19 protein-coding genes are annotated in these 20,642 nt (G+C 58.7%); 10 read left to right on the top strand and 9 right to left on the bottom strand.

The features are described from left to right. Positions 1 to 3: 3 nt before the first annotated feature. Positions 4 to 2,607, bottom strand: a complete 2,604-nt coding sequence (locus A9179_RS10625; protein WP_187805779.1) for an AAA family ATPase — start codon at positions 2,605 to 2,607, stop codon at positions 4 to 6. A 195-nt stretch (positions 2,608 to 2,802) separates the two neighbouring features. On the opposite strand from A9179_RS10625, the gene A9179_RS10630 reads away from it, so the two are divergent. Beyond that, positions 2,803 to 3,012, top strand: coding sequence for a heavy-metal-associated domain-containing protein (locus tag A9179_RS10630; RefSeq protein ID WP_187805780.1), 210 nt, complete (start codon positions 2,803 to 2,805; stop codon positions 3,010 to 3,012). A 55-nt stretch (positions 3,013 to 3,067) separates the two neighbouring features. Here A9179_RS10630 and A9179_RS10635 read toward each other — a convergent pair whose 3' ends face one another. From A9179_RS10635 to bufA2, 3 genes are read right to left on the bottom strand one after another with little or no spacing between them, the layout of a single operon-like run. Next, a complete protein-coding gene (locus A9179_RS10635) occupies positions 3,068 to 3,847 on the bottom strand; it encodes an HvfC/BufC N-terminal domain-containing protein (protein WP_187805781.1) in 780 nt (259 codons plus the stop codon). Next, a complete protein-coding gene (gene bufB / locus A9179_RS10640; protein ID WP_187805782.1) occupies positions 3,838 to 4,680 on the bottom strand; it encodes an MNIO family bufferin maturase in 843 nt (280 codons plus the stop codon). Before bufB ends, A9179_RS10635 begins: the two co-directional genes overlap by 10 nt. A 43-nt stretch (positions 4,681 to 4,723) precedes the next feature. After that, entirely contained in the window at positions 4,724 to 4,984 is a 261-nt protein-coding gene (gene bufA2, locus A9179_RS10645; RefSeq protein ID WP_187805783.1) for a BufA2 family periplasmic bufferin-type metallophore, read from the bottom strand. A 290-nt stretch (positions 4,985 to 5,274) separates the two neighbouring features. On the opposite strand from bufA2, the gene A9179_RS10650 reads away from it, so the two are divergent. The 6 genes from A9179_RS10650 to A9179_RS10675 all read left to right on the top strand — a co-directional run bounded on the left by A9179_RS10650 (position 5,275) and on the right by A9179_RS10675 (position 10,260). Further along, a complete protein-coding gene (locus A9179_RS10650; RefSeq protein ID WP_137973124.1) occupies positions 5,275 to 5,475 on the top strand; it encodes a co-regulatory protein PtrA N-terminal domain-containing protein in 201 nt (66 codons plus the stop codon). 193 nt (positions 5,476 to 5,668) lie between these two features. After that, positions 5,669 to 7,519 carry a copper resistance system multicopper oxidase gene (locus A9179_RS10655; RefSeq protein WP_187805784.1) on the top strand — a complete coding sequence of 617 codons (1,851 nt, stop codon included), beginning with the start codon at positions 5,669 to 5,671 and terminating at the stop codon, positions 7,517 to 7,519. Between the two features lie 12 nt (positions 7,520 to 7,531). Continuing rightward, positions 7,532 to 7,840: a hypothetical protein gene (locus A9179_RS10660; RefSeq protein ID WP_187805785.1), complete on the top strand. Its 309-nt coding sequence runs from the start codon at positions 7,532 to 7,534 to the stop codon at positions 7,838 to 7,840. Further along, positions 7,830 to 8,978, top strand: coding sequence for a copper resistance protein B (locus A9179_RS10665; protein WP_187805786.1), 1,149 nt, complete (start codon positions 7,830 to 7,832; stop codon positions 8,976 to 8,978). The genes A9179_RS10660 and A9179_RS10665 overlap by 11 nt, the downstream gene beginning before the upstream one ends. 9 nt (positions 8,979 to 8,987) lie before the next feature. Further along, a complete protein-coding gene (locus A9179_RS10670) occupies positions 8,988 to 9,815 on the top strand; it encodes a c-type cytochrome (RefSeq protein ID WP_187805787.1) in 828 nt (275 codons plus the stop codon). Continuing rightward, positions 9,805 to 10,260, top strand: a complete 456-nt coding sequence (locus A9179_RS10675) for a DUF411 domain-containing protein (RefSeq protein WP_187805788.1) — start codon at positions 9,805 to 9,807, stop codon at positions 10,258 to 10,260. The genes A9179_RS10670 and A9179_RS10675 overlap by 11 nt, the downstream gene beginning before the upstream one ends. 173 nt (positions 10,261 to 10,433) lie before the next feature. On the opposite strand, the gene A9179_RS10680 is transcribed toward A9179_RS10675, so the two are convergent. Beyond that, entirely contained in the window at positions 10,434 to 11,759 is a 1,326-nt protein-coding gene (locus A9179_RS10680) for an OprD family porin (protein ID WP_187805789.1), read from the bottom strand. 334 nt (positions 11,760 to 12,093) lie between these two features. Between A9179_RS10680 and A9179_RS10685 the strand changes: the two genes are divergently transcribed. Together A9179_RS10685 and A9179_RS10690 are read left to right on the top strand one after the other, a co-directional pair. Then, positions 12,094 to 12,447 carry a DUF305 domain-containing protein gene (locus tag A9179_RS10685; RefSeq protein WP_262410572.1) on the top strand — a complete coding sequence of 118 codons (354 nt, stop codon included), beginning with the start codon at positions 12,094 to 12,096 and terminating at the stop codon, positions 12,445 to 12,447. A 301-nt stretch (positions 12,448 to 12,748) separates the two neighbouring features. Next, positions 12,749 to 13,078, top strand: coding sequence for a four-helix bundle copper-binding protein (locus tag A9179_RS10690; RefSeq protein WP_187808558.1), 330 nt, complete (start codon positions 12,749 to 12,751; stop codon positions 13,076 to 13,078). Positions 13,079 to 13,360: 282 nt separating this feature from the next. Here A9179_RS10690 and dmeF read toward each other — a convergent pair whose 3' ends face one another. Then, positions 13,361 to 14,311 carry a CDF family Co(II)/Ni(II) efflux transporter DmeF gene (gene dmeF, locus A9179_RS10695; protein WP_187805790.1) on the bottom strand — a complete coding sequence of 317 codons (951 nt, stop codon included), beginning with the start codon at positions 14,309 to 14,311 and terminating at the stop codon, positions 13,361 to 13,363. A gap of 65 nt (positions 14,312 to 14,376) precedes the next feature. On the opposite strand from dmeF, the gene A9179_RS10700 reads away from it, so the two are divergent. Continuing rightward, positions 14,377 to 14,652 (top strand): metal/formaldehyde-sensitive transcriptional repressor, encoded by a 276-nt coding sequence (locus A9179_RS10700; protein ID WP_187805791.1) that lies wholly within the window; start codon positions 14,377 to 14,379, stop codon positions 14,650 to 14,652. 75 nt (positions 14,653 to 14,727) lie between these two features. Here A9179_RS10700 and A9179_RS10705 read toward each other — a convergent pair whose 3' ends face one another. From A9179_RS10705 to A9179_RS10715, 3 genes are read right to left on the bottom strand one after another with little or no spacing between them, the layout of a single operon-like run. Further along, positions 14,728 to 17,868: an efflux RND transporter permease subunit gene (locus A9179_RS10705; protein ID WP_187805792.1), complete on the bottom strand. Its 3,141-nt coding sequence runs from the start codon at positions 17,866 to 17,868 to the stop codon at positions 14,728 to 14,730. Then, entirely contained in the window at positions 17,865 to 19,325 is a 1,461-nt protein-coding gene (locus A9179_RS10710) for an efflux RND transporter periplasmic adaptor subunit (protein WP_187805793.1), read from the bottom strand. The genes A9179_RS10705 and A9179_RS10710 overlap by 4 nt, the downstream gene beginning before the upstream one ends. After that, the gene (locus A9179_RS10715; RefSeq protein ID WP_187805794.1) at positions 19,322 to 20,584 is read right to left on the bottom strand and encodes a TolC family protein; all 1,263 of its coding nucleotides are present in this window, start codon (positions 20,582 to 20,584) and stop codon (positions 19,322 to 19,324) included. Before A9179_RS10715 ends, A9179_RS10710 begins: the two co-directional genes overlap by 4 nt. Between the last annotated feature and the right edge of the window lie 58 nt (positions 20,585 to 20,642).

Below are 20,642 nucleotides of genomic sequence, written 5' to 3' on the forward strand. Positions count from 1 at the left end.
CCTCTATGCTTTACGCGCCTTTTTGATCGCAACAGCACGGGTCTCTACCCGAGATCTCCATGATTCCAAGCGTTCAATATCCGCGAGCAACTCTTCAGGATCAGGTACCGCCACACCACCAGCCAGGGCCTTATCATGCGCATAGTTTGAACACTGGCTCATCCCAGCAAAAACCTCTCGATAGTCGTCATCCTCGACGACCACCTCGTCCAATCGCTGAGTCTCGACACCTTTGCGGAATCGCAGGATCACCTTGCGCAGCAAGACCTCCTCTACGGCCCGCTCCCAAGCCATGCGCAGATGAAAATACGCCTCCACAGTTTGTTTACGATGTTCGGGCTCATCACCTACTCGATATAGCTTGGCAATTTGTTGCTGATGGGCGCGGAGGGCGCCGATACGCCGGCTTGTATTTTTGCCCTCAAACGGTAAATCAGCTTCGGCAACGCCAAAGCCTTCAGGGCGCCGGTTCAGGCTTTGAGCCAGCATGGGGATGTCCCGCTTCTCGGCCTCGTCGACAAGCAGGTACAGGAAGTAGATGTCGTGGGTAAGAATGATGACCTGGCGTTTGGCCGCCTCGGCGACAAGTCGTTGAACAACACGCTCTCGCCGCCGGTGATCGAGGGAGGACACCGGGTCATCAAAGATAACAGCGCCTCGACTACCGGAAAGCTCCACCTCAGATAGAAAAGCTGCGATGGCAATTGCCCGCTGCTCACCTTCGCTAAGAAGGTCACCCGGACTTCGGCTCTGCGTCGTTTCGAGCTTCAGCCTGTGGAGCGCTTTGCCTTTGTCGGCCCGACTTTTGAGGGCAAGTCGTAGCGTACCCACCCCCAGAGCTTTGAACTCGCGGTTAAGGGTATTTTCCAGCTCTTGAGAGACAACTTTTTCTGCAAGCTCTCCGGCCTTGGTAGAAATGCCTGTGGTCTTAAGATCTCCCAGGCAGGCCTTCAGCTTAGCTTGCAGGACCAACTGGTTGATTGCCGCCACGACGGCATCTCTAACTGCCTGCAGGCGCACTCTGGCATCCAGATCTGTAAATTGCTTCTGTAGTGCTTCGCGAGCCTTCTCATCGGATGCTTGCTCCAATGAGTCTGCGCTTCGATTCAACGCCTGAACCAGTATCTGCAGACGCTCTGCGGGGCTGGGTGGGATCTCGCCGATCTCACTCCATGCATTATCGATAACAGCCTGCTTCAAAGCTGCTTGCCTAGATTTCAAGACAGTTTCGAAAGCCGTCACCTCAGCAGCCAAGCCAGGCACCTGGGCCTCTATCTCACCCAGGGTGACTTCATCTGCCCCTAGTCCCAGATCGTGCTGTTCCAAAGCTCTGAAGTCGGCGTACAAGTCGCGGCGCCGCTGTTGGGCGTGAGTTTTTGCTTCGGCCAGTACGAACTGCTCGAAGCGATGCAACCTCTCAGCCCCCTCTCCAAGGGGCTGCTGGCAGAGCGGGCAGGGGGCCTCTGCGCTGAGATGGGGAAACACTTGCCCAGGATGGGACTCCACTGCGTACCGGCGGGCTGCTTCGAAAAGTTCCTGCCACACCTCGCCGCCAGTTCCTGGCAGAAGGGTTTCTTGTTCTACAAACTGTTTGGCGGCTATTTCAGCCGCGGATTTAGCTTTTTGATAGACCTCAGTTTTCTCCCGCAGGCCAGCCGCAACGACGCCATCCACCAGTTTGGTTTTGTCCGCAACGCTAGTTGCGATTGCCTCCACCCGTTTTGCCAACTGACGGTGCTGAGTTGCCTTCTCCTTCGGGTTCGCCTCGAGGAGGCTTTTGCCCCAGGCTTCGTGTTGAGCTAGCTCCTCTAGCGTGAGCGTTGCAAGTGCATCGATTTGCTCCACCTTCGTCTTAGCAGACAATGTGGCAATCAACTGCCCCACCGGCGTTGCGCCTTGAAGCGGCGCAAACAGCGTCAAATCGACTGCCGCCTGGGCTATTTCTGCGTCAATGATTGCTTTCAGCTGCCGGTAGAGTTTTGCGAGTCCCTCGAACACATCGAGGCCGTACGGGACGTATGAAAAGTCGTCTTCCGTATCAAGATATGCACGTGCGCAGCGTGTATCGAAGATGGCGAGTGATGACAGCACGGCAGGAGCGGTCAGCCCCTGCACCCACTGAACACCCTGTGCGGCTCCGTCAACAGAGATATCAAACCATGCTTCAGGCACCGCAGCCTTGTCAGCAGGTAGATTCGCATTGGGGTGGATGGGCTCAATCTGATCCCTCGCACGGCAGGCCCGTTTGAGGACCCGAGAGTAGCCCGATTTTCCCGATCCGTTATCGCCATAGATAACCGTCAACCCCGAACCACCGATAGGCAGCACCTGCCCTTCAGCAATGGCATTCACATGCCTGAAATCCCTAATTGCGTGAAGCAGGACAAGAGTGTCCGCCTTCACCGGCTCGGGTATTTGTCCGGCCTGAAGCGGGCTGGGTTCGCGCTTGTGTGCGTCTTCAATCCCATGCGTCGACTTCAGTAAGGCCAGTAGGTCGGCCTGATCCGCCGCCTCCAGCTCTGGTCTCGCGAGCAACCGGGCGAGTGCGTCACTTTGCCAAGGAGCTAGTGACTGCGACCAAGCATGAATTTCTTGAAGCAGTGACATCCTTTGCCCTCCCTGGATTTCTCCCAATCCGAGCTGATGCTGAGCATTTACTGCGTGCCCTTATTTCATAGCTCGCGCTTCGCTTACTTGCCAAAAATATTGCCCAGAGTCATTTGGCGGGGCATTGACCTTGCCAGGGTGTCAAGGTTGATTCTTAAGCACGGCAATCGTGCCGATCTAGAGAAGAGGTGATTTATGGTCGTTCTGAAGGTAACGGGAATGGGCTGCGGCAGCTGCGTCAGCAAGATCACCAGGTCTATTCAGCTCCTAGATTCGGAGGCGCGCGTGGTGGTTGATCGAGCCGCCGGCACAGTTTCTGTAAACACCCAAGAAAGCGCAGCAACGGTATGTGAAACGGTACGTGAGCTGGGTTTTGGGGCTGAGATTGGCGAATGGGCCGCCTGAATCGATGTCTCGTTCTTCGAAGACCGTTGCCGGGCAACGGTCTTCACATGCCTACCTAGTGTCGAACCAGCAGTCCGTCACTGACCCACTGCTTCAACCATATCGCCGCTTGGAGGGGCGCTTGCTCGCCATGCGATGTAAGTAGCGACTCGCAGAGCTCGGCGAATGACTCGCCACCAGCAAACAGCCCCAGCGCCTTCGCCTCATCTGGCTCCAGGCTTCGATACCGACATACCAAATCATGGTGCCATACGAGGCAACTCTGATCCACTGGCATGCGAGTACTTGGGGGAAGAGGGCTTTCGGCTTTGGCGGCCTTCCATATCTCCAGCGTGTTGTACTGCAGATGCAGCCAGTTGACCGATGGTACCAAGGCCGCCCTGAGCGAGACCCACTCCTCGGCCGTGAGGCTACTCATGCAGTCCGCTGACAGCACGGCGGCATTGCATGCATCGAACGCTAGGGTGAAGGCCCACTCCAGCTTCGCGAGTTCGCGCATCGGTGATAGTTGAGGTTCTGCGACATAACTGCCAATGAACTCAGGCAGATTCTCGCCCAGCCAGCGAATGCTGAAATGTTGCGGCGGCCAGGCGGCGATATAGGCCAGTGCAAGTTGCTCGAACGACTCTGGGCCTAGCCACTGCTGCAGAGCCGGGAAGTCCTCACGCAGGACCGCAAGCAGGCGCGCACGGTAGGCGTTGTGGTAAACCCGCAGGCCGTCAGCTGCGTTGAGTGCCGGACTGCCTAGGACCTGCTCCAGTAGCTCGGCAGAGGGGAGGGCGTGCTCATCTGCCAGGTAGGCTTCCAGTGCATCCTGCAGGGTACTCAGCCGCATGACGTGGCCCCTTTTAGGACGCCACGTGCGAGCGTACGTGCATGCTCTAGCTCGCCCAGGATTTCCGCGAGGGGAGGGAAATGGTCGTCACGCTCGATCAGCGTGGAGATCGGCCCGAGGTAGGACAGGGCTTTGCTGTAGAGCGACCAGACCGGATCGGCGATGGGCTGATCATGGGTATCGATGAGGTACTGTCCATAGTCGCTGTGTCCCGCCAGGTGAATTTGGCGAATCCGGTCGTGCGGCAACTCCATGATGAACTGCCATGGATCGAACGCCTGGTTTCGCGAGCTGACGTAGACGTTGTTTATATCGAGCAGCAACTCGCAGCCTGTCGACTGGCTCAGCTCCGCAAGGAACTGTGACTCGCTCATGCAGGAGGTTTTCCACTGCACGTACGCGGAGACATTTTCCAGCACCAAGGGGCGCTCCAGGACATCCTGCACCTGTCGCACCCGTGCGGCGACATGCTGCAGGCTCTCCTGGGTAAAAGGCATGGGCAGCAGATCATGTAGTTGATGGGCGCTGCCGCGGCTCCAGCACAGGTGATCGGAAATCCAATGTGGCTGGACCCGATCGGCCAGCTTCTTGAGCTGCCGCAGGTAGTCGATGTCCAGGGCGTGAGAGCCGCCGATCGACAGGGACACTCCATGCATCACCAGGGGATACTGCTCTTTGATCGCGTCGAGAAAGTAGAGGGCTTTGCCGCCTTCCACCATGTAGTTCTCGGAAATGATCTCGAACCAATCGACTGCGGGTTGCTGCTCCAGGATCTGCTGGTAGTACTCGCTACGCAGGCCAACACCGAAACCCAGCGTATTGCCCATTCTCATTCAGGACTCCAGCAGGGGAGTGGCAGGCACTCCCCGGGTAGCATCATTCGCCGGTCTTGCCGCCGACTTCATCGCACTTGGCCTGAGTCATCAGCTTGAAGCCTTGGCCTTTGCACTCACCTTGGCCTTTGCAGGCGTTCTTGGCGGTCATGCAGTCGTTTTGACCCTTGCAACCGTTGACGCCGAAACACTTCACTTCCGCGGTTTTGGCATCTGGCGCCGCTTGTGCCGGCAGGGTGGTAAAGAGGCTGGCCGCAACCAGGGCCAGGGCGGCGCCGGTAGCGGCGTTGGATTTTGTCGACATAGTGGCTATCTCTCTAGGTGGTATCGGTTCAGGCCGTGCATGTGCACGGCCATGGAAGCTTAGGCATCGCTGCCGAGCATGCCTCTCCACGAAACTCGCAAGGCATCGGAAAAGTCACCGAGATGACACTACCTAGCTGGCGGGAGGGCCGACAAGCAAGAAATAGCTACCTGACAGAACTGTAATGTTCGGCTCAGGTTTCTGACAGGGCGCCTTGGCTAAGGTGACATTGAGCCAAATGCTCAGCCTCTGTTTTCAAGAGGCTTACCCAAACCAACGAGGAACCCAAGATGAAATCGATCAAATTGCTTTTCGTAGTGACCGCTCTCAGTGTCTCCAGCCTGGCCATGGCCGAAGGCGGCGCTGATCGCACTTTTGCTCGTATGGAGCAGGCCCGCCAAGTGTCGATGGAAGCCTACCAGGTGGCTCAGCAAGAGAAAGCCGAGACCCCGGTCGAGCAGAGCAAGCAGGCCAAACACGCCAACTGCTGACTCAACCTGACAGAAATGTAATCACCCGGATGCTTGAGATATGGCAGTTTCATACTGCTCGCTGTCGCAGTGATTTGCACACTAGCGACAGTGAGCAAGTATTCAGGGGAATTCCACTGAAACTGAAGTCGCCGACAAACTCGATGCCGGTTTTGATATTCCCCGGCTCATCAGACTGACTGGACACAACGGCATGCAAAGCAAAACCACGAGGCGAACCTTCGTCAAAGGCCTGGCCGCTACCGGCATCTTGGGTGGACTGGGCATGTGGCGTACGCCGGTCTGGGCAGTGACAAGCCCAGGCCAGCCAAATGTGCTGAGCGGTACCAATTTCGATCTCTCCATCGCGGAGTTGCCGGTGAACATAACCGGTTCATCGCGAATGGCCATGGCCATTAATGGGTCCATCCCCGGCCCCATCCTGCGCTGGCGGGAGGGTGATACCGTCACCCTGCGTGTACGCAACCGGCTGAAGGAGGACACTTCCATCCATTGGCACGGGATCATCCTGCCCGCCAACATGGATGGCGTGCCCGGCCTGAGCTTTCATGGCATCGCTCCCGATGGCATGTATGAATACAGATTCCAGGTTCATCAGAACGGTACCTACTGGTACCACAGTCACTCGGGGTTGCAGGAGCAAGTCGGGGTCTACGGTGCCCTGGTGATTGATGCGAAAGAGCCTGAGTCCTTCAGCTACGACCGCGACTACGTTGTACTGCTGAGCGACTGGACTGACGAAAACCCGGCTCGGGTTTTGGCCAAGCTGAAGAAACAGTCGGACTACTACAACCGTCACAAGCGCACCGTCGGCGATTTCATCGATGACGTGAGCGAGATGGGCTGGTCCGCCGCGGTGGCCGATCGCAAGATGTGGGCCGAAATGAAGATGAGTCCCACCGACCTCGCCGACGTCAGTGGCTATACCTATACCTACCTGATGAACGGCCAGGCGCCGGATGGCAACTGGACTGGCATCTTCAAGCCAGGCGAGAAGATTCGTCTGCGCTTCATCAATGCATCGGCCATGACCTACTTCGACGTGCGCATCCCGGGCCTGAAGATGACGGTGGTGGCGGCCGATGGGCAGTACGTCAAACCGGTCAGCATCGATGAGTTCCGTATCGCCGTGGCCGAGACTTACGACGTGATAGTCGAACCCGAAGGCGAGCAGGCCTATACCATCTTCGCGCAATCCATGGACCGCACCGGCTATTCCAGGGGCACCCTGGCGGTACGTGAAGGTCTGAGCGCGCCTGTTCCGGAAGTTGACCCGCGTCCGCTTATCTCCATGGGGGACATGGGGATGGATCACGGCAGTATGGGCGGCATGGATCACGGAGCTATGCAGGGCGGAATGTCTGAAATGGCCGGCATGGATCACAGCAAGATGGCCGGGATGGACCATAGCAGCATGGCTGGTATGGACCATAGCCAGATGGCAGGAATGGATCATGGCGCAATGCAAGGCGGCATGGCCGGCATGGATCATTCGGCAATGGCGGGCATGGGGGGCGCCATGCAGTCGCATCCCGCCTCGGAGACCAACAACCCTCTGGTCGACATGCAGACCATGACGCCGACGCCCAAGTTGAACGATCCAGGAATCGGCCTGCGCAACAACGGGCGCCATGTTCTGACCTATGCGGACTTGCGCAGCACTTTCCTCGATCCGGATGGCCGTGAGCCGAGCCGCACCATTGAACTGCACCTTACCGGGCACATGGAGAAGTTCTCCTGGTCGTTTGACGGCATCAAATTCTCCGATGCCGAACCGTTGCGGCTCAAGTATGGCGAGCGAGTGCGCATCACTCTGGTCAACGACACCATGATGACTCATCCCATCCACCTGCATGGCATGTGGAGCGATCTGGAAGATGACAAAGGTAACTTCATGGTGCGCAAGCACACCATCGACATGCCGCCAGGATCTAAGCGTAGCTACCGCGTAACCGCTGACGCCCTGGGCCGTTGGGCATATCACTGCCACCTGCTACTTCACATGGAAATGGGCATGTTCCGTGAAGTTCGAGTGGACGAGTAAAGGAGAGATCCAATGAGCAATTTCCTGAAACGAAACGCCCTGCCTGCCGGTGTCGCCATGCTGAGTCTGCTGGGCGCCATGTATGCCCCTGTCTCGCTGGCAGATGAAGGTCACGATGAGCATGCCCAGCACGCGGCTGAAGCGCCTAAGCCAGCAAGTGACAATGCGAGCTCCACACCCCAAGACAAGCCTGCTCCAACACAGAAGATGGAACATGGTGCGATGGATCATGGTTCCATGAATCATGAAGAGATGGACCACGAGAAAATGACGGATGGGCATGGCGGCGAAGCCGAGGCGGGTTCGAACCATGATCACTAGGCCCACACGAATCTCGCTCGTCGCGCTGACGGTGTCACTGAGCGCACTTAGTGGAGGCTTTACCTTCGCCGCGGAAGAAATGGATCATTCGGCTATGGGCCACGGCTCCATGCCGATGGACCACAGCCAGATGGGTCATGGCGCTGGGCAGCGGCCAATGGAGGGCATGGATCATGATCAGATGCCCAAGGAGCAAGCATCGCCAGCGAAGGCTCCTGCAATCGATCACAGCAAGATGAATCATGGTGCGATGGGCACCATGGATCACTCCCAGATGGGGCATGGCAAGAGCCAGGAAAAAGCTCCAGCTATGGACCACAGCAAGATGGGCCACGGGGCCATGCAAGGGCAGATGGAGGGGATGGATCACAGCACCATGGATCACTCCCAGATGAACCATGGCTCCGCTGAAGCACCGAGAACGACCAGCCGTACGCCTATCCCGGTCCTGACAGACGCCGACCGTCAGGCAGCATTTCCGCCGCTGCCGGGGCACAAGGTGCATGACAGCGCCATCAACAGCTTCTTTCTGCTCGATCAGCTCGAATATCAAGATGCCGATGAAGGCAGCACCTTGGCCTGGGATGCCTCTGGCTGGGTAGGTGGCGACATCAATCGGGTCTGGTTCCGTTCCGAGGGAGAGCGCGCCAACGGCGTGACCGAGGATGCCGAGCTGCAGCTGTTGTATGGGCGCTCAATCGGCCCCTGGTGGGATGTCGTCGCCGGCGTCCGCCAGGACTTCAAGCCAGAGTCGCCACAAACCTGGGCGGCCTTTGGCGTGCAGGGCATGGCGCTCTATGCCTTCGAGGCCGAAGCCACCGCCTTTGTAGGTGAGAACGGCCAGACTGCGGCACGCCTGGAAGGCGACTACGACATTCTGCTGACCAATCGGCTGATTCTCCAACCAACCGCAGAAGTGAATTTTTACGGCAAGAACGACCCAGAGCGGGGCGTCGGCTCGGGGCTAGCCAATACCGAGCTCGGCTTGCGTCTGCGTTACGAGATCGTTCGCCAGTTTGCGCCCTATATCGGTGTGTCTTGGAGTCGTTCCTATGGCAACACCGCGGACCTCGTGCGTGACGAAGGCGAGGATGTTGATGAGGCGCGTTTTGTCGCCGGCATTCGTATGTGGTTTTGAGAGCCTGACATGAAAAAAACAATTACAACCCTGGTGGCAGCGGGTGCTGTTGGTAGCGCTGCGGTACTGGCCGGAGCCTATGCCGGCTTGGTCAATATCGGCGCCGACGATCCCCATTTCCCGGCCGTGCATGCCTTCCTAACTATGGCGCGTGACCGCTCCATCGAAGTGCGCGCCAAGGACATCGAAGTACCCAAGCTGGACGATGAGGCGCTTATCCGCACGGGAGCGGGCAACTACAACGCTATGTGTATTGGTTGCCACCTCGCGCCCGGCGTGGCCAAGACTGAGCTCAGCCAGGCACTTTATCCTGCGCCACCAAATCTCGCCGAAATCGGTGTAGATGGAAACCCGGCAGCTGCCTTCTGGGTCATCAAGCATGGCATCAAGGCCACCGGCATGCCGGCTTGGGGCAAGAGCATGGCTGATGAGTACATCTGGGGCATGGTTGCCTTCCTGAACCAGCTACCGAAGATGGACGCCGAGCGATACCAGACCTTGGTGGCATCCAGTGGCGGCCACGAGCACGGTGGCGGGGAAAGCCAGATGCACAACCATGAAGGGCAGCATGGCGGTAACAAGCCTGACCACCATGGCGATGCCGCCGCTGGTGAAGACCATCATGGCTCTGGGGCGTCTGAGGCAGCGCCCGGACATCATGATTCGGCACCTGCAGATCACCATGGCGGGGCTGCCCCAAGCTCTGATCATCATGCAGGGGAAGCTTCCTCTGGCGATGAGGGTAGCTCCGGTGCTCACCACTCTGAGCAACCCCCGAAAGCTGCCCCTAAGACCCATACCCACAGCGATGGCAAAGAGCACGTCCATGAAAGTTAAAAGCAAAGGCGCGCGCCTGGCTACCCTGGCGGCTTTGTTCACCATCGCTTCCGTGCAGGCCGCCGAGTCTATGACCATCGATGTGCATCGGGATGCCAATTGCGGTTGCTGCAAGAAGTGGATCTCGCACCTTGAAGCGAGCGGTTTCAAGGTCATTGATCACGTCGAAGGCGACATGACTTCGGTCAAGCAGAAACTGGGCGTCGCTCCGCGACTGGCGTCATGTCATACCGCGGTGATTGACGGAAAATTCGTCGAAGGTCATGTGCCAGCAGCGCAGGTGGTCGAGCTCACCAAGCGCAACGACTTGGTCGGCATCGCTGTACCCGGAATGCCGGCCGGTTCTCCAGGAATGGAAGTGGGAGGCGTGCAGCATGCCTACCAAGTCATCGGTCTGACTAAAACCGGGGCTGAGCAGATCGTCGCCGAATACCCCGCCCAGTAACTTGCTGCACAGCCAGACGCCTGGTCGACATTCCAATGAGTGACGTCTAGGGCATCTGCGCCTATAAAAAAGCGCCCGATTGGGCGCCGAGGGCTGTCTCCAAAACCAAAGGAGCACTCTAGGGGACAGCAGCTTAGTAGGTAGAGCGGCAGTAGGCCGCTCTATCTACTGAGTTAAAGAACTTCTAACGGGTATTCGACGATGAGGCGGAACTCATCTAGATCCGATTCGAAGTCGGTAGCTCGAGTTGTGGCCTGCCGAAAGCGGAATGACATGTCCTTCAACGAACCGGTCTGCATGACGTATTTGACCTCGATGTCACGCTCCCAGCGTTTCTGATCGGTGAGCGGAGCACCATTGTCATCACGTCTCATGTAGACCTCGTTGGCATTGCTGTAGTCGGCATCCCAGCCGTGCGCATAACGAGTCATGAAGCTCAGGCCCGGCATACCAAACGACGCCATGTCCACGTCATAGCGCACTTGCCACGACTTTTCCTTTGGGGAGTTGAAGTCGCTGTACTGGATTGAGTTATCGAGGTAGATGGAGTCGGACTGTCGCAGGTAATCGAAGTCGTCATTGCCATTGTTCCGCTGGAGACCTACCAGCACAGTGTGCGCTCCGACCTGGAGGCCGACCTTGCCGCTCCAAATGTTGTTATCAAAACTGCCGAGGAGCTGCTTCCCTTGGTCGACGGCCTTGTAGTAATTCAAACCACCAATCAGGGCGACATCATCCGCAAGCGGGTAGCTCCAAGTACTGCCCGCGTAGTATTGGCTCCAGGCATCTTTGAGGCGGCTGGTGTAAAGGCTGAAGCCAACGTTGTCGTTGAGCGTGTAATCCCCTCCGAAGTAGGCGATCCACGGAGAGTCGACTTCGCCTGCGTAGAAGGTTGCGAAGCCATCTCGCATGCTGCTGGAGTTTGGTTGGCTCATCGAGTGCAGCCTCCCACCCTGGAGAGCCAAGCCGTCGAGACTGGTGTTGGATACGGTGACGCCGCGGAAACTTTCCGGCAGCAGTCGCGAATCGCCGTACTGCACGACAGGCGTCACAGGGAATACATCGCCCACTTTGATCTCAGTGTCGAGAAAGCGAGTCTTTACGGCGCCGCCGAGCTTGGAGTAATTGTCCTCGGCCTGGCCGAGACTGTTGTAGGGCATGACATCGACCGAGCCACCCGCTCCTGAACGGCCGTCACCCGAGTCAAGCTTGATTCCAAGCATGGCGAATGCGTCGACGCCAAAGCCAATGGTGCCCTGCGTGAAGCCCGACTCGAAGCGGCCTATGACACCGTGGGCCCATTCTTCGGAGTAGCCGTTTCCGCTGCTACTTGATTGGCCTTTGCGGAAATCACGGTTGAAGTAGAGATTCCGATTGAGGATGCTCAGACTACTTCCTTCGATAAATCCCTCTTTGTTTTCCTCGGCGGCCATTGCAGCCTGCCCAACGCTGACGCTCAAGGCGATCAGAGAAAGTCCCAACAGAGACTTGTTGTTCATAAAACGCTCCTGATGCTTTTTGGCAGTTTTAATTGTGAATTTGTATATGTGCCCAAGCGTTCCGGTTAAGCGGCACGCTTTCGACATACTTCCACATGCCAAATAACGCCAAGGTGACCTGAAAATTACTTTTTCGTCAGTTGCGCGTCATTAATTCCTATTTCTAGCTCCCGCGGTTCTTGCCTTAGTGGGCGAACAGGTATGGCCAGAAAGTTACTATGAACTTATAAACTGCGCAGGGAGTCCTAGACATGAGCGATTGAGGCTCATCCACTTCGGGATAATAAGCACATCATTCTGGGGTGCCTCTCCCGACCTTTTCCGGAGATTCACTATGTTACAACCACACGACAACCTTAATGTTGGCCGCTTTACGCTGTCGGCCTGTGCGATGGCGATTGTCGCTATGTCCCTGTTAGTAACGCCTACCTGGACGAATGCTAACGAATCTGCAGATGCCAAGAATGCAGGGCATATGCAGGATGGCATGTCGATGACCGGCGACGCGGATTACGACTTCGCAGCGAATATGCGGATGCACCATCAGATGGGCGTAGATATGGCGAAAACCGAGCTCAAAAATGGCAAAGACGCAGAGATGCGCCGTATGGCTGAGGACATCATTACCGCGCAACAGAAAGAAATCGCCGCACTCGATCAATGGCTGAAGGCGCGCAAAAAGCCATGAACCAGGTGTCCTGAAGCCTAATCTTGCAAGGCTCAATCATGCCTGCTCAGTGTCGTGTGTTGTCGGGCCGGCTGATCTGGACCACGGAGAAAAATCTATGGCTACTTCTGCCGTCAAGCGTGCGACACCCGTGTTCGTGGAAGTCGGCAGGGCTCTGCTAGCCCGTAACTTTCGTAGATGCGACGCTGGCTGTTCGGCAGCTCATAGAAACCTGCCGCGCCGAGCAAAGTCCACCCGCGGCTTCTGTCTTTCAGGACGTCCCCGCCTGTGGGCAGAACGTACCGAAATATGGAGAGCGATGATGACACATACCCAGTTTCATTCCTGTATCCAAGCCTGCATAGACTGTGCTCTTTCCTGTGAGAGCTGCGCGTCAGCCTGCCTAGGTGAGGGCGATGTGCAGATGATGGCTAAGTGCATCCAGCTTGATCGAGATTGCGCAAGTTTCTGCACTCTCGCGGCCATTCTGATGAGCCGTCAAAGTACATACGCTAAAACCTTCTGCAGATTGTGCGCAGAAGTGTGCAGGGCCTGCGGAGAGGAATGCAGCAAACATCAATCCGATCATTGTCAGAAGTGCGCGAAAGCCTGCCTCGCCTGTGCAGAAGAATGTGAGCGAATGGCGGCTTAGCTGCCCGAGGGCGATGCACTTAATGCTGCATCGCCCTCCATAAGGCCTTACTCGTTTATTTTATTGGCTGTTTTCAGCTCAGCCTTCAGGGCGGTCAATTAGAAGCCCAATTTCTGCAAATATACTACGACTTACAAGCGCCCTTGCCATTTAATAAACGATTTGGCCTGACCGAGTCACACCAAGTAAAGCTTGCCTGCAGGCAATTTAAACAGGCTTATTATCTAACGACACCAAGATTGAAAGCTGCAAGCGAAGCTCAGAGGTGAATAATCAATGCAGTTATTTCGCGCCACATCGATTAATCTCGATACTTACATGAACTAACTCTTCGTGAATGCTCAACTGTTGTCTGAAGTAGTCCGGCTCGGCGCTATCCTTGACGGCAAGCGCGAGGATGCATGCGTACTTCCCCTTGCCGACACGCCAGACGTGTAGGTCAGTGATAGTGGCTAGGATGGGACTTGCCTCAATAACTTCCCTGATTTCCGCGACCACTGGGGCATCCATTTCCGCATCGAGCAGAATGCACCCGGTGTCCCGCAGTAACCCATAAGCCCAGATCGCAACCAGTCCAGCACCGACGATCCCCATCACCGGGTCGAGCCAGCTAGCGCCCCAAAATTTGCCACCGGTGAGGGCAAGGATGGCGAGTATCGAAGTCGCAGCGTCTGCCACGACGTGCAAATAGGCAGAGCGCAGATTCAGGTCGTGATGGTGATCATGAGCGCCATGCTCATGGTGATGGCCATGTTCGTGGTGGTGGGCATGGCCATCTTTGAGTAACCACGCACAGGCGAGATTCACCAGCAAGCCAACGGCAGCGATCGCGATGGCTTGATCGTAGTGAATCGGTGACGGTGAGATCAGACGCTCAACTGATTGGTAGAGCATGAGCATGGCCACCCCCACGAGGAAGATTGCGCTGGTAAAGCCGCCCAGCACCTCAATTTTCCACGTGCCGAAGGCAAACCGCGTATCGCTGGCAAAGTGTCGGGCCGCCGCGTAGGCCAGCACTGAAAGGCCCAGCGCTAGAGCGTGTGAGCTCATATGCCAGCCATCGGCCAGGAGCGCCATCGAGTTATACAGCCAGCCGCCGACAATCTCCGCCACCATCATCGTGGCGGTCAGAAGCACGGCCCAGCGGGTGTTTCTTTCGGCCAGCGGGTTGCCCTCATCAAAGACGTGGGAGTGTTGCCAGCGATTGGCGGGGGCGGGGGCGGGAGACTGCATTCTGGGTGTCCTTCAAGTAGCTCTAATATACTATACCCCAGTATACCAATCTCTTAAGGTGCCCCATGGCTCATACGGCTAAATCGCAAAAACAACTCCTGACTCGTGTGCGACGTATCAAGGGGCAGGCGCAGGCTTTGGAAAAGGCGCTGGAACAGGAAAGTGAATGCGCCGCGATTCTTCAGCAGATCGCCGCGATCCGGGGTGCGGTTAATGGGCTAATGGCTGAAGTGCTAGAGGGGCACATCCGCGAACACTTGGGGGCAGATGATGTTTCCCCGCAACAGCGGCACGAGGACTTGGAGCAAGTCGTTGGTGTACTCCGCTCCTACCTGAAGTAGGGCAATCCAACGAACCCAGGCCAATCACTGAAACCTCATAGCTGTCTCGGATTGGCCCAAGTGAAGGATGACGATCTATGAAGGGGTACCGTTTGCTTTGGTATGTCTCCGCATCAGCCAAAAGGCGGCCGGCAACACCAGCATGGACATCAGTGGTGCGGTGATCATGCCTCCGACCATGGGCGCGGCGATGCGCTTCATGACCTCCGAGCCAGCGCCACCTCCCCACAGGATCGGCAGCAGCCCGGCGATGATCACGGCCACAGTCATCACCTTGGGCCTGACACGCAGCACCGCGCCTTCGCGAATCGCCTCAAGCAGTGCCGCAGAGTCGTTGCGCCCAGCAGCCACGCGTGCATGCCAGGCGTTCTTCAGATACAGCAGCATGATCACCCCGAATTCGGCTGAGACTCCGGCCAAGGCGATGAAGCCGACCCCTGTGGCCACCGACAGGTTGAAGCCGAACCAGTAGAGCAGCCAGATACCACCCGACAGGGCGAAGGGCAGGGTGGCCATGATCAACAAGGCCTCGCTGAAGCGGCTGAAGGTCAGGTTGAGCAGCACGAAGATGATCAACAGGGTTGCCGGTACCACCCAGGTCAGTCGGGCATTGGCGCGTTCCAGGAACTCGAACTGACCGGAGTAGGAGACGGTCATGCCTGCGTCCAGTTGGACGCGCTCGGTGACCCGCTGCTGTAACTCACGCACTGTCGATGCCAGGTCCCGGCCGCGGACATCGACATAGACCCAGCCCGAGAGACGCCCGTTCTCGCTACGCAGCATCGGTGGACCATCAGTCAGGCTGATCTGGGCGACAGTCCCTAATGTAATTTGCTGGCCCGTCGCGGTCAGAATCGGTAACCGCCGCAAAGCCTCCGGGCTGTCCCGCCACTCCCTGGGATAGCGCAGGCTAATCGGGAAGCGGGCCAGCCCCTCGACCGTTTCGCCGATGTTGCTGCCGCCGATGGCCCCCGACACCATTGACTGCACGTCGGCGATGCTCAGGCCATAGCGCGCTGCGGCCAGGCGATCGATCTGGATGTCCACGTAACGGCCGCCAGTAAGGCGCTCTGCCAGTGCGGAGCTTACCCCGGGCACATCCTTGGCCACGGCTTCGATATCACGGGTGAGGCGCTCAATATCGGCCAGCGAGGTGCCGGCAACCTTGACCCCAATCGGGCTCTTGATCCCCGTCGCCAGCATGTCGATGCGGTTACGAATCGGCGGAACCCAGATGTTGGACAGCCCCGGAACTTTCACCGCCTGATCCAGTTCCTCGATGAGCTTTTCCGACGTCATTCCCGGGCGCCACTGCTCACGCGGCTTGAATTGCACCGTGGTCTCGAACATCTCCAGCGGCGCTGGGTCGGTAGCGGTTTCCGCCCGCCCGGCCTTGCCGAACACCCGCGCCACTTCCGGCACCGTGAGGATCATCCGGTTGGTCTGCTGCAGCAGTTGTGTTGCCTTGCTTGCAGGCAAGCCGGGCAGGGCCGACGGCATATACAAAAGATCGCCCTCGTCCATGGGCGGTAGGAACTCGCCACCCAGTCTGCTGAGGGGCCAGAGGCTGGAGAGGAAGACCAGCAAGGCCATAGCAAGCGTGGCCTTGGGCCAGGCCAGAACAAACTCCAGCACCGGCCGGTAAGCATTGATCAGCCAGCGGTTCAAAGGATTTTGCTGCTCGCTGGGGATATGCCCGCGAATCCAGTAGCCCATCAGCACCGGCACCAGGGTGACCGATAGTCCGGCAGCGGCCGCCATGGCATAGGTCTTGGTAAAGGCCAGCGGACCGAAGAGTCGGCCTTCCTGGGCCTCCAGTGTGAAGACGGGGAGGAAGGACAGGGTGATGATCAGCAAGCTGAAGAACAATGCTGGCCCGACTTCGGCCGCGGCTTCGCCAATCACCCGCCAGTGCGCCTCGCCATGGAGCTGTTTATCAGGATTACGGGCCTTCCAGGCCTCGATGTGCTTGTGGGCGTTCTCGATCATCACCACCGCGGCATCGACCATGGCGCCAATGGCGATGGCGATGCCGCCAAGCGACATGATGTTGGCGTTGATGCCCTGGTAGCGCATGACGATGAAGGCCATCAGGATGCCCAAGGGCAGGGTGATGATCGCTACCAGCGACGAGCGCAGATGCCAGAGGAAGATCAGGCAAACCAGGGCGACCACCACGAACTCTTCCAGCAGCTTGTAGCTGAGGTTGTCGATGGCGCGCTTTATCAGTTGGGAGCGATCATAGGTGGTAACCACCTCGACGCCGGCGGGCAGGCTGGCTTTCAAGGCATCCAGTTTGGCCTTCACCGCCTGGATGGTGTCCTGGGCATTCTTGCCAGAGCGCAGAATGACCACGCCGCCGACCACTTCGCCGTGGCCGTCCAGCTCGGCAATGCCTCGGCGCATCTCCGGCCCAAGTTGAATGGTGGCCACCTGGCCCAACAGCACCGGAACCCCGCTTGCTGTGGCCCGCAGCGGCACATTGCGAAAGTCTTCCAGACTCTGCAGATAGCCTGAGGCTCGCACCATATACTCACGCTCCGCCAGCTCCAGGATGGCACCACCGGTTTCCTGGTTGGCACTCTTCAGGGCTGCCTCGATCTCTTGTTGAGTCACGCCATAGGCCACCAATTTCTGGGGGTCGAGCACGACCTGGTACTGCTTGACCATGCCACCGAGGGTGGCCACCTCGGCGACGTTGGGGAGGCTCTTCAGCTCGTATTTGAGAAACCAATCCTGCAGCGCACGTAGTTGGGCGAGGTCATGCTTGCCGCTGCGGTCGACTAGGGCGTACTGGTAGATCCAGCCCACGCCGGTGGCGTCCGGCCCCAGGGTAGTGGTTACGCCCTCGGGCAGGCGCTCCTGGGCCTGGTTGAGGTACTCCAGTACCCGCGAGCGCGCCCAGTAGAGGTCAGTACCGTCCTCGAACAGCACGTAGACGAAGGAGTCACCGAAGAACGAGTAGCCGCGTACCGTCTTCGCCCCCGGCACCGAGAGCATGGTGGTGGCCAGCGGGTAGGTCACCTGGTTCTCGATGATCTGCGGCGCCTGGCCGGGAAAGCTGGTTCTGATGATGACCTGGGTATCGGACAGATCCGGCAGTGCATCCAGCGGCGTGCTGCGCAGCGACCAGAGGCCCAGCGCGGTGATGAACAAGGTCGCCAGCAGCACCAGGAAGCGATTGCCGATCGACCAGTGAATCAGGCGCTCGATCATGGCTGGCCTCCTTCCTTGCTGAGCAGCTCGATCAGCAGGCCGGAGTCCGTCTGCCGGGCACCGATGCGCACCCGGTCCCCGGGCTCGAGGCCGGCGGCCACCTCTGGGCTGGCCAGCGGAAACGCCATGGTCATGCCGGGCATGTTCAGGCTCTCGAAGGGCCCGTGCTCCAGGGTGACCTGCTGCGCATCCAGGGCGCGAATCACGCCATGGGACTCATGCAGCCTCTTCGTACTGTCCTGTTCCGCGCTGCTGGCCATGACACCTTGGAGGCTGGCTTCCGAATCGATCAGGAACTGGCCAGAGGTGACGACCGCCTGTCCTTCCTCAAGGCCAGACAACACCTCCAGGCGTCCATCGGCTTCGCGGCCCAGGGTGATTTCCTGTGGGTGGTAGCGCCCGTCGCCGTCGGCCAGCATCACCAGTGCCCGTTTGCCGGTACGGATTACCGCCTCACTTGGCACAAGCAGCGCGGGCTGCTCGACTCCACTGTTCAGGCTCACGGACGCAAACATACCGGGGCGTAGCTTGCCAGCAGGGTTGGGCAATTCGCTGCGCACGGTGACCGTACGCGTTTGCGGGTCTGCACTCGGCAACAAGGCGATAATCCGGCCTTGTAGCGGTTGCCCAGGGAAGGCTGTCAGGGTGGCGCGGATATCGGCCCCAATTTGAACCGTTCCAGCCATTGCTTCGGGTATCGCCGCATCGAGCCAGACCGTGGACAGCCCATTGACCCGCGCCAGATCCTGCCCGGCTTCGACGGTCATCCCAGCGCGTACCTCCAAGGCTTGGAGCTCGCCGCTGATAGGTGTGGTGAGGGTTTGCACCGCTCGTGGTATGCCGCTGCGTCGAACCTGTTCGATCAGCGTTTGCGGCATGCCCAGCAGGCGCAGTCGTTCCTGGCCTGCGGCGATTAGGCGGGTATCACCGGTGAGCAGTACCGCCAGGAACTCCAGCTGGGCTGCGGACCATTCGGGAATCAGGAGGTCGACGAGAGGCGTGCCGGCGGGCAGTACATCGCCCGGAGCACGCCCGTAGATTCGCTCGACGAATCCGCCAGCGCGGGCCTGGAGGTTTGCCACCTCGCGCTGGTTGTAGGCCAAAGAGCCGACCGCTTCGATACTGGAGGGAAGTACCCCGCGGACCACCTTTGAGGTTCGCATCCCAAGGTTTTGCACGGCTTGAGCGGGCACGCTCAGGGCAGACGACTCCTGTGCAGCCCCCGCGTACTTGGGGACAAGTTCCATATCCATGAAGGGTGATTTGCCCGGTTTATCGAAGCGCTGCTCCGGCTGCATCGGGTCGTACCAGTAGAGCACTTTGCGCTCATTCGGCTGCGTGCTGCTTGGCATGACGTTATGTCCGGCCTGCCTCTGGGCCAGCCAGTAGCCACCGCCTGCCGCCGCAATCCCAACGGCCAGCATGGCGACCGCAAAACCAAATGCCGAAACCTTCATTTCAGTCCCTCCACATACGCGTAATACAGGCTTGCGGAGAGCTGGCTCAGCTTGCGCTGCTGTTCGATCTGCCGCAGCTGCGCCTCGATCAGATCGCGCTTGGCGGTGATGACGGATGTCAGCTGGCTGTTGCCGGCCTGGTAGGCGGCCAGTTCGAGATCAGAGCGTTTGCTAGCCAGCGGGATCACAGTGCTTTCGGTGCGCGTCAGGGTTCTGCGAAGTTGGTCAAGCTCAGCCAGGCCGCTTTCCAGCTCGGCCTGATGGGCCCGCAGCAGCACTTCCTGCTCGGCTTCCATCTGCGCCACGCTCTGCTGCTTGGCGTTGATCTTGGGCCCCTGGCGGGTGCCAACAAACATCGGAAGGTCGAAGGTGAACTGCACCATCACCATGTCGCCGAACTGGTTGTCGCGGTTGTTGTAGGCAAGCTCAACACCCCAGTCAGGCGTCTTCTCGGCGATCGCCTCGTCCAGCTCAGCGCTGGCCTCGCCAACCCGGGCCGATGCTGCTCGCAAGTCGGGATGCTGAGCCAAGCGGTGGTGCAAATGCGGAGCTTCAAGGCTCAGGTTGGGCACGTTGCCGGTCAGAGGTTGATCGGCCTCGTTGCCGATCCAGCGCCGCAGCTTGGCCCGAGCGATCGCCACATCGCGATTCAGCTCATCTCGCCGATCCTGCAGTGCCAGAGCTTCTTGGTCGGCCTGCAACAGCTCACCAGGCTGAACGCTGCCGCCGGCGATCAGCGATTGCACCGTCGAGCGGAGCATGTCGATCTGCTGCTCCAGTTGATCGAAGAGGCCAACACTGCGTTCGGCGTAGTAGACATCCAACCAGCTCAATGCCGTCTGGCGCTTGATCTCCAACTGCATGGCACGTTGCTCGGCTTCGGCCCGCGTCATGGAGGCTTCGGCCAGTTGGCGACGGGCCAGACGCTTGTCGCTGTTGGGGACCTCCTGCATGAGTCCAATGCGGCGCATGGTCATGGAGTCACGATTCAGGGTGTAACGGTCAGGGCCTTCGATCGGCAGGTTGTCGATGCCTAGAATCAGCTTGGGATCGGGCAGGGCGTCTGCGGGCCCTACAGCCTGCTGTGCCGATTCCACTTGCGCCTGGCGCGCGAGGTTCTCAGGGGCACTCTGCTCGGCCAGAGCTTGGGCTCGTTCGAAGGTTAGGGGCTGCGCCTGCGCGGCAAGCCAGGGAGCTGCCCAGAATGCGGCAGCCAACACGCCGAGATAGCCACGGCGTGGGAAAAGGAAAGTGGACATGCTTTCGCCTCCAATGCGATTGATCGAGGTCGAGACAACGAAACGTGGCCGCGACGAT

The sequence above is a fragment of the Pseudomonas alcaligenes genome (assembly GCF_014490745.1).
GTDB lineage: Bacteria > Pseudomonadota > Gammaproteobacteria > Pseudomonadales > Pseudomonadaceae > Aquipseudomonas > Aquipseudomonas alcaligenes_C.

Bases quoted from the DNA above. Each gene is read 5' to 3' on its own strand.
- A9179_RS10700 (WP_187805791.1), top strand. From the start codon at position 14,377: ATGGCTCATACGGCTAAATCGCAAAAACAACTCCTGACTCGTGTGCGA.
- bufB (WP_187805782.1), bottom strand. From the start codon at position 4,680: ATGAGAATGGGCAATACGCTGGGTTTCGGTGTTGGCCTGCGTAGCGAG.
- A9179_RS10685 (WP_262410572.1), top strand. From the start codon at position 12,094: ATGTTACAACCACACGACAACCTTAATGTTGGCCGCTTTACGCTGTCG.
- A9179_RS10690 (WP_187808558.1), top strand. From the start codon at position 12,749: ATGACACATACCCAGTTTCATTCCTGTATCCAAGCCTGCATAGACTGT.
- bufA2 (WP_187805783.1), bottom strand. From the start codon at position 4,984: ATGTCGACAAAATCCAACGCCGCTACCGGCGCCGCCCTGGCCCTGGTT.
- A9179_RS10715 (WP_187805794.1), bottom strand. From the start codon at position 20,584: ATGTCCACTTTCCTTTTCCCACGCCGTGGCTATCTCGGCGTGTTGGCT.
- dmeF (WP_187805790.1), bottom strand. From the start codon at position 14,311: ATGCAGTCTCCCGCCCCCGCCCCCGCCAATCGCTGGCAACACTCCCAC.
- A9179_RS10675 (WP_187805788.1), top strand. From the start codon at position 9,805: ATGAAAGTTAAAAGCAAAGGCGCGCGCCTGGCTACCCTGGCGGCTTTG.
- A9179_RS10630 (WP_187805780.1), top strand. From the start codon at position 2,803: ATGGTCGTTCTGAAGGTAACGGGAATGGGCTGCGGCAGCTGCGTCAGC.
- A9179_RS10635 (WP_187805781.1), bottom strand. From the start codon at position 3,847: ATGCGGCTGAGTACCCTGCAGGATGCACTGGAAGCCTACCTGGCAGAT.
- A9179_RS10660 (WP_187805785.1), top strand. From the start codon at position 7,532: ATGAGCAATTTCCTGAAACGAAACGCCCTGCCTGCCGGTGTCGCCATG.
- A9179_RS10710 (WP_187805793.1), bottom strand. From the start codon at position 19,325: ATGAAGGTTTCGGCATTTGGTTTTGCGGTCGCCATGCTGGCCGTTGGG.
- A9179_RS10670 (WP_187805787.1), top strand. From the start codon at position 8,988: ATGAAAAAAACAATTACAACCCTGGTGGCAGCGGGTGCTGTTGGTAGC.
- A9179_RS10665 (WP_187805786.1), top strand. From the start codon at position 7,830: ATGATCACTAGGCCCACACGAATCTCGCTCGTCGCGCTGACGGTGTCA.
- A9179_RS10650 (WP_137973124.1), top strand. From the start codon at position 5,275: ATGAAATCGATCAAATTGCTTTTCGTAGTGACCGCTCTCAGTGTCTCC.
- A9179_RS10705 (WP_187805792.1), bottom strand. From the start codon at position 17,868: ATGATCGAGCGCCTGATTCACTGGTCGATCGGCAATCGCTTCCTGGTG.
- A9179_RS10625 (WP_187805779.1), bottom strand. From the start codon at position 2,607: ATGTCACTGCTTCAAGAAATTCATGCTTGGTCGCAGTCACTAGCTCCT.
- A9179_RS10655 (WP_187805784.1), top strand. From the start codon at position 5,669: ATGCAAAGCAAAACCACGAGGCGAACCTTCGTCAAAGGCCTGGCCGCT.
- A9179_RS10680 (WP_187805789.1), bottom strand. From the start codon at position 11,759: ATGAACAACAAGTCTCTGTTGGGACTTTCTCTGATCGCCTTGAGCGTC.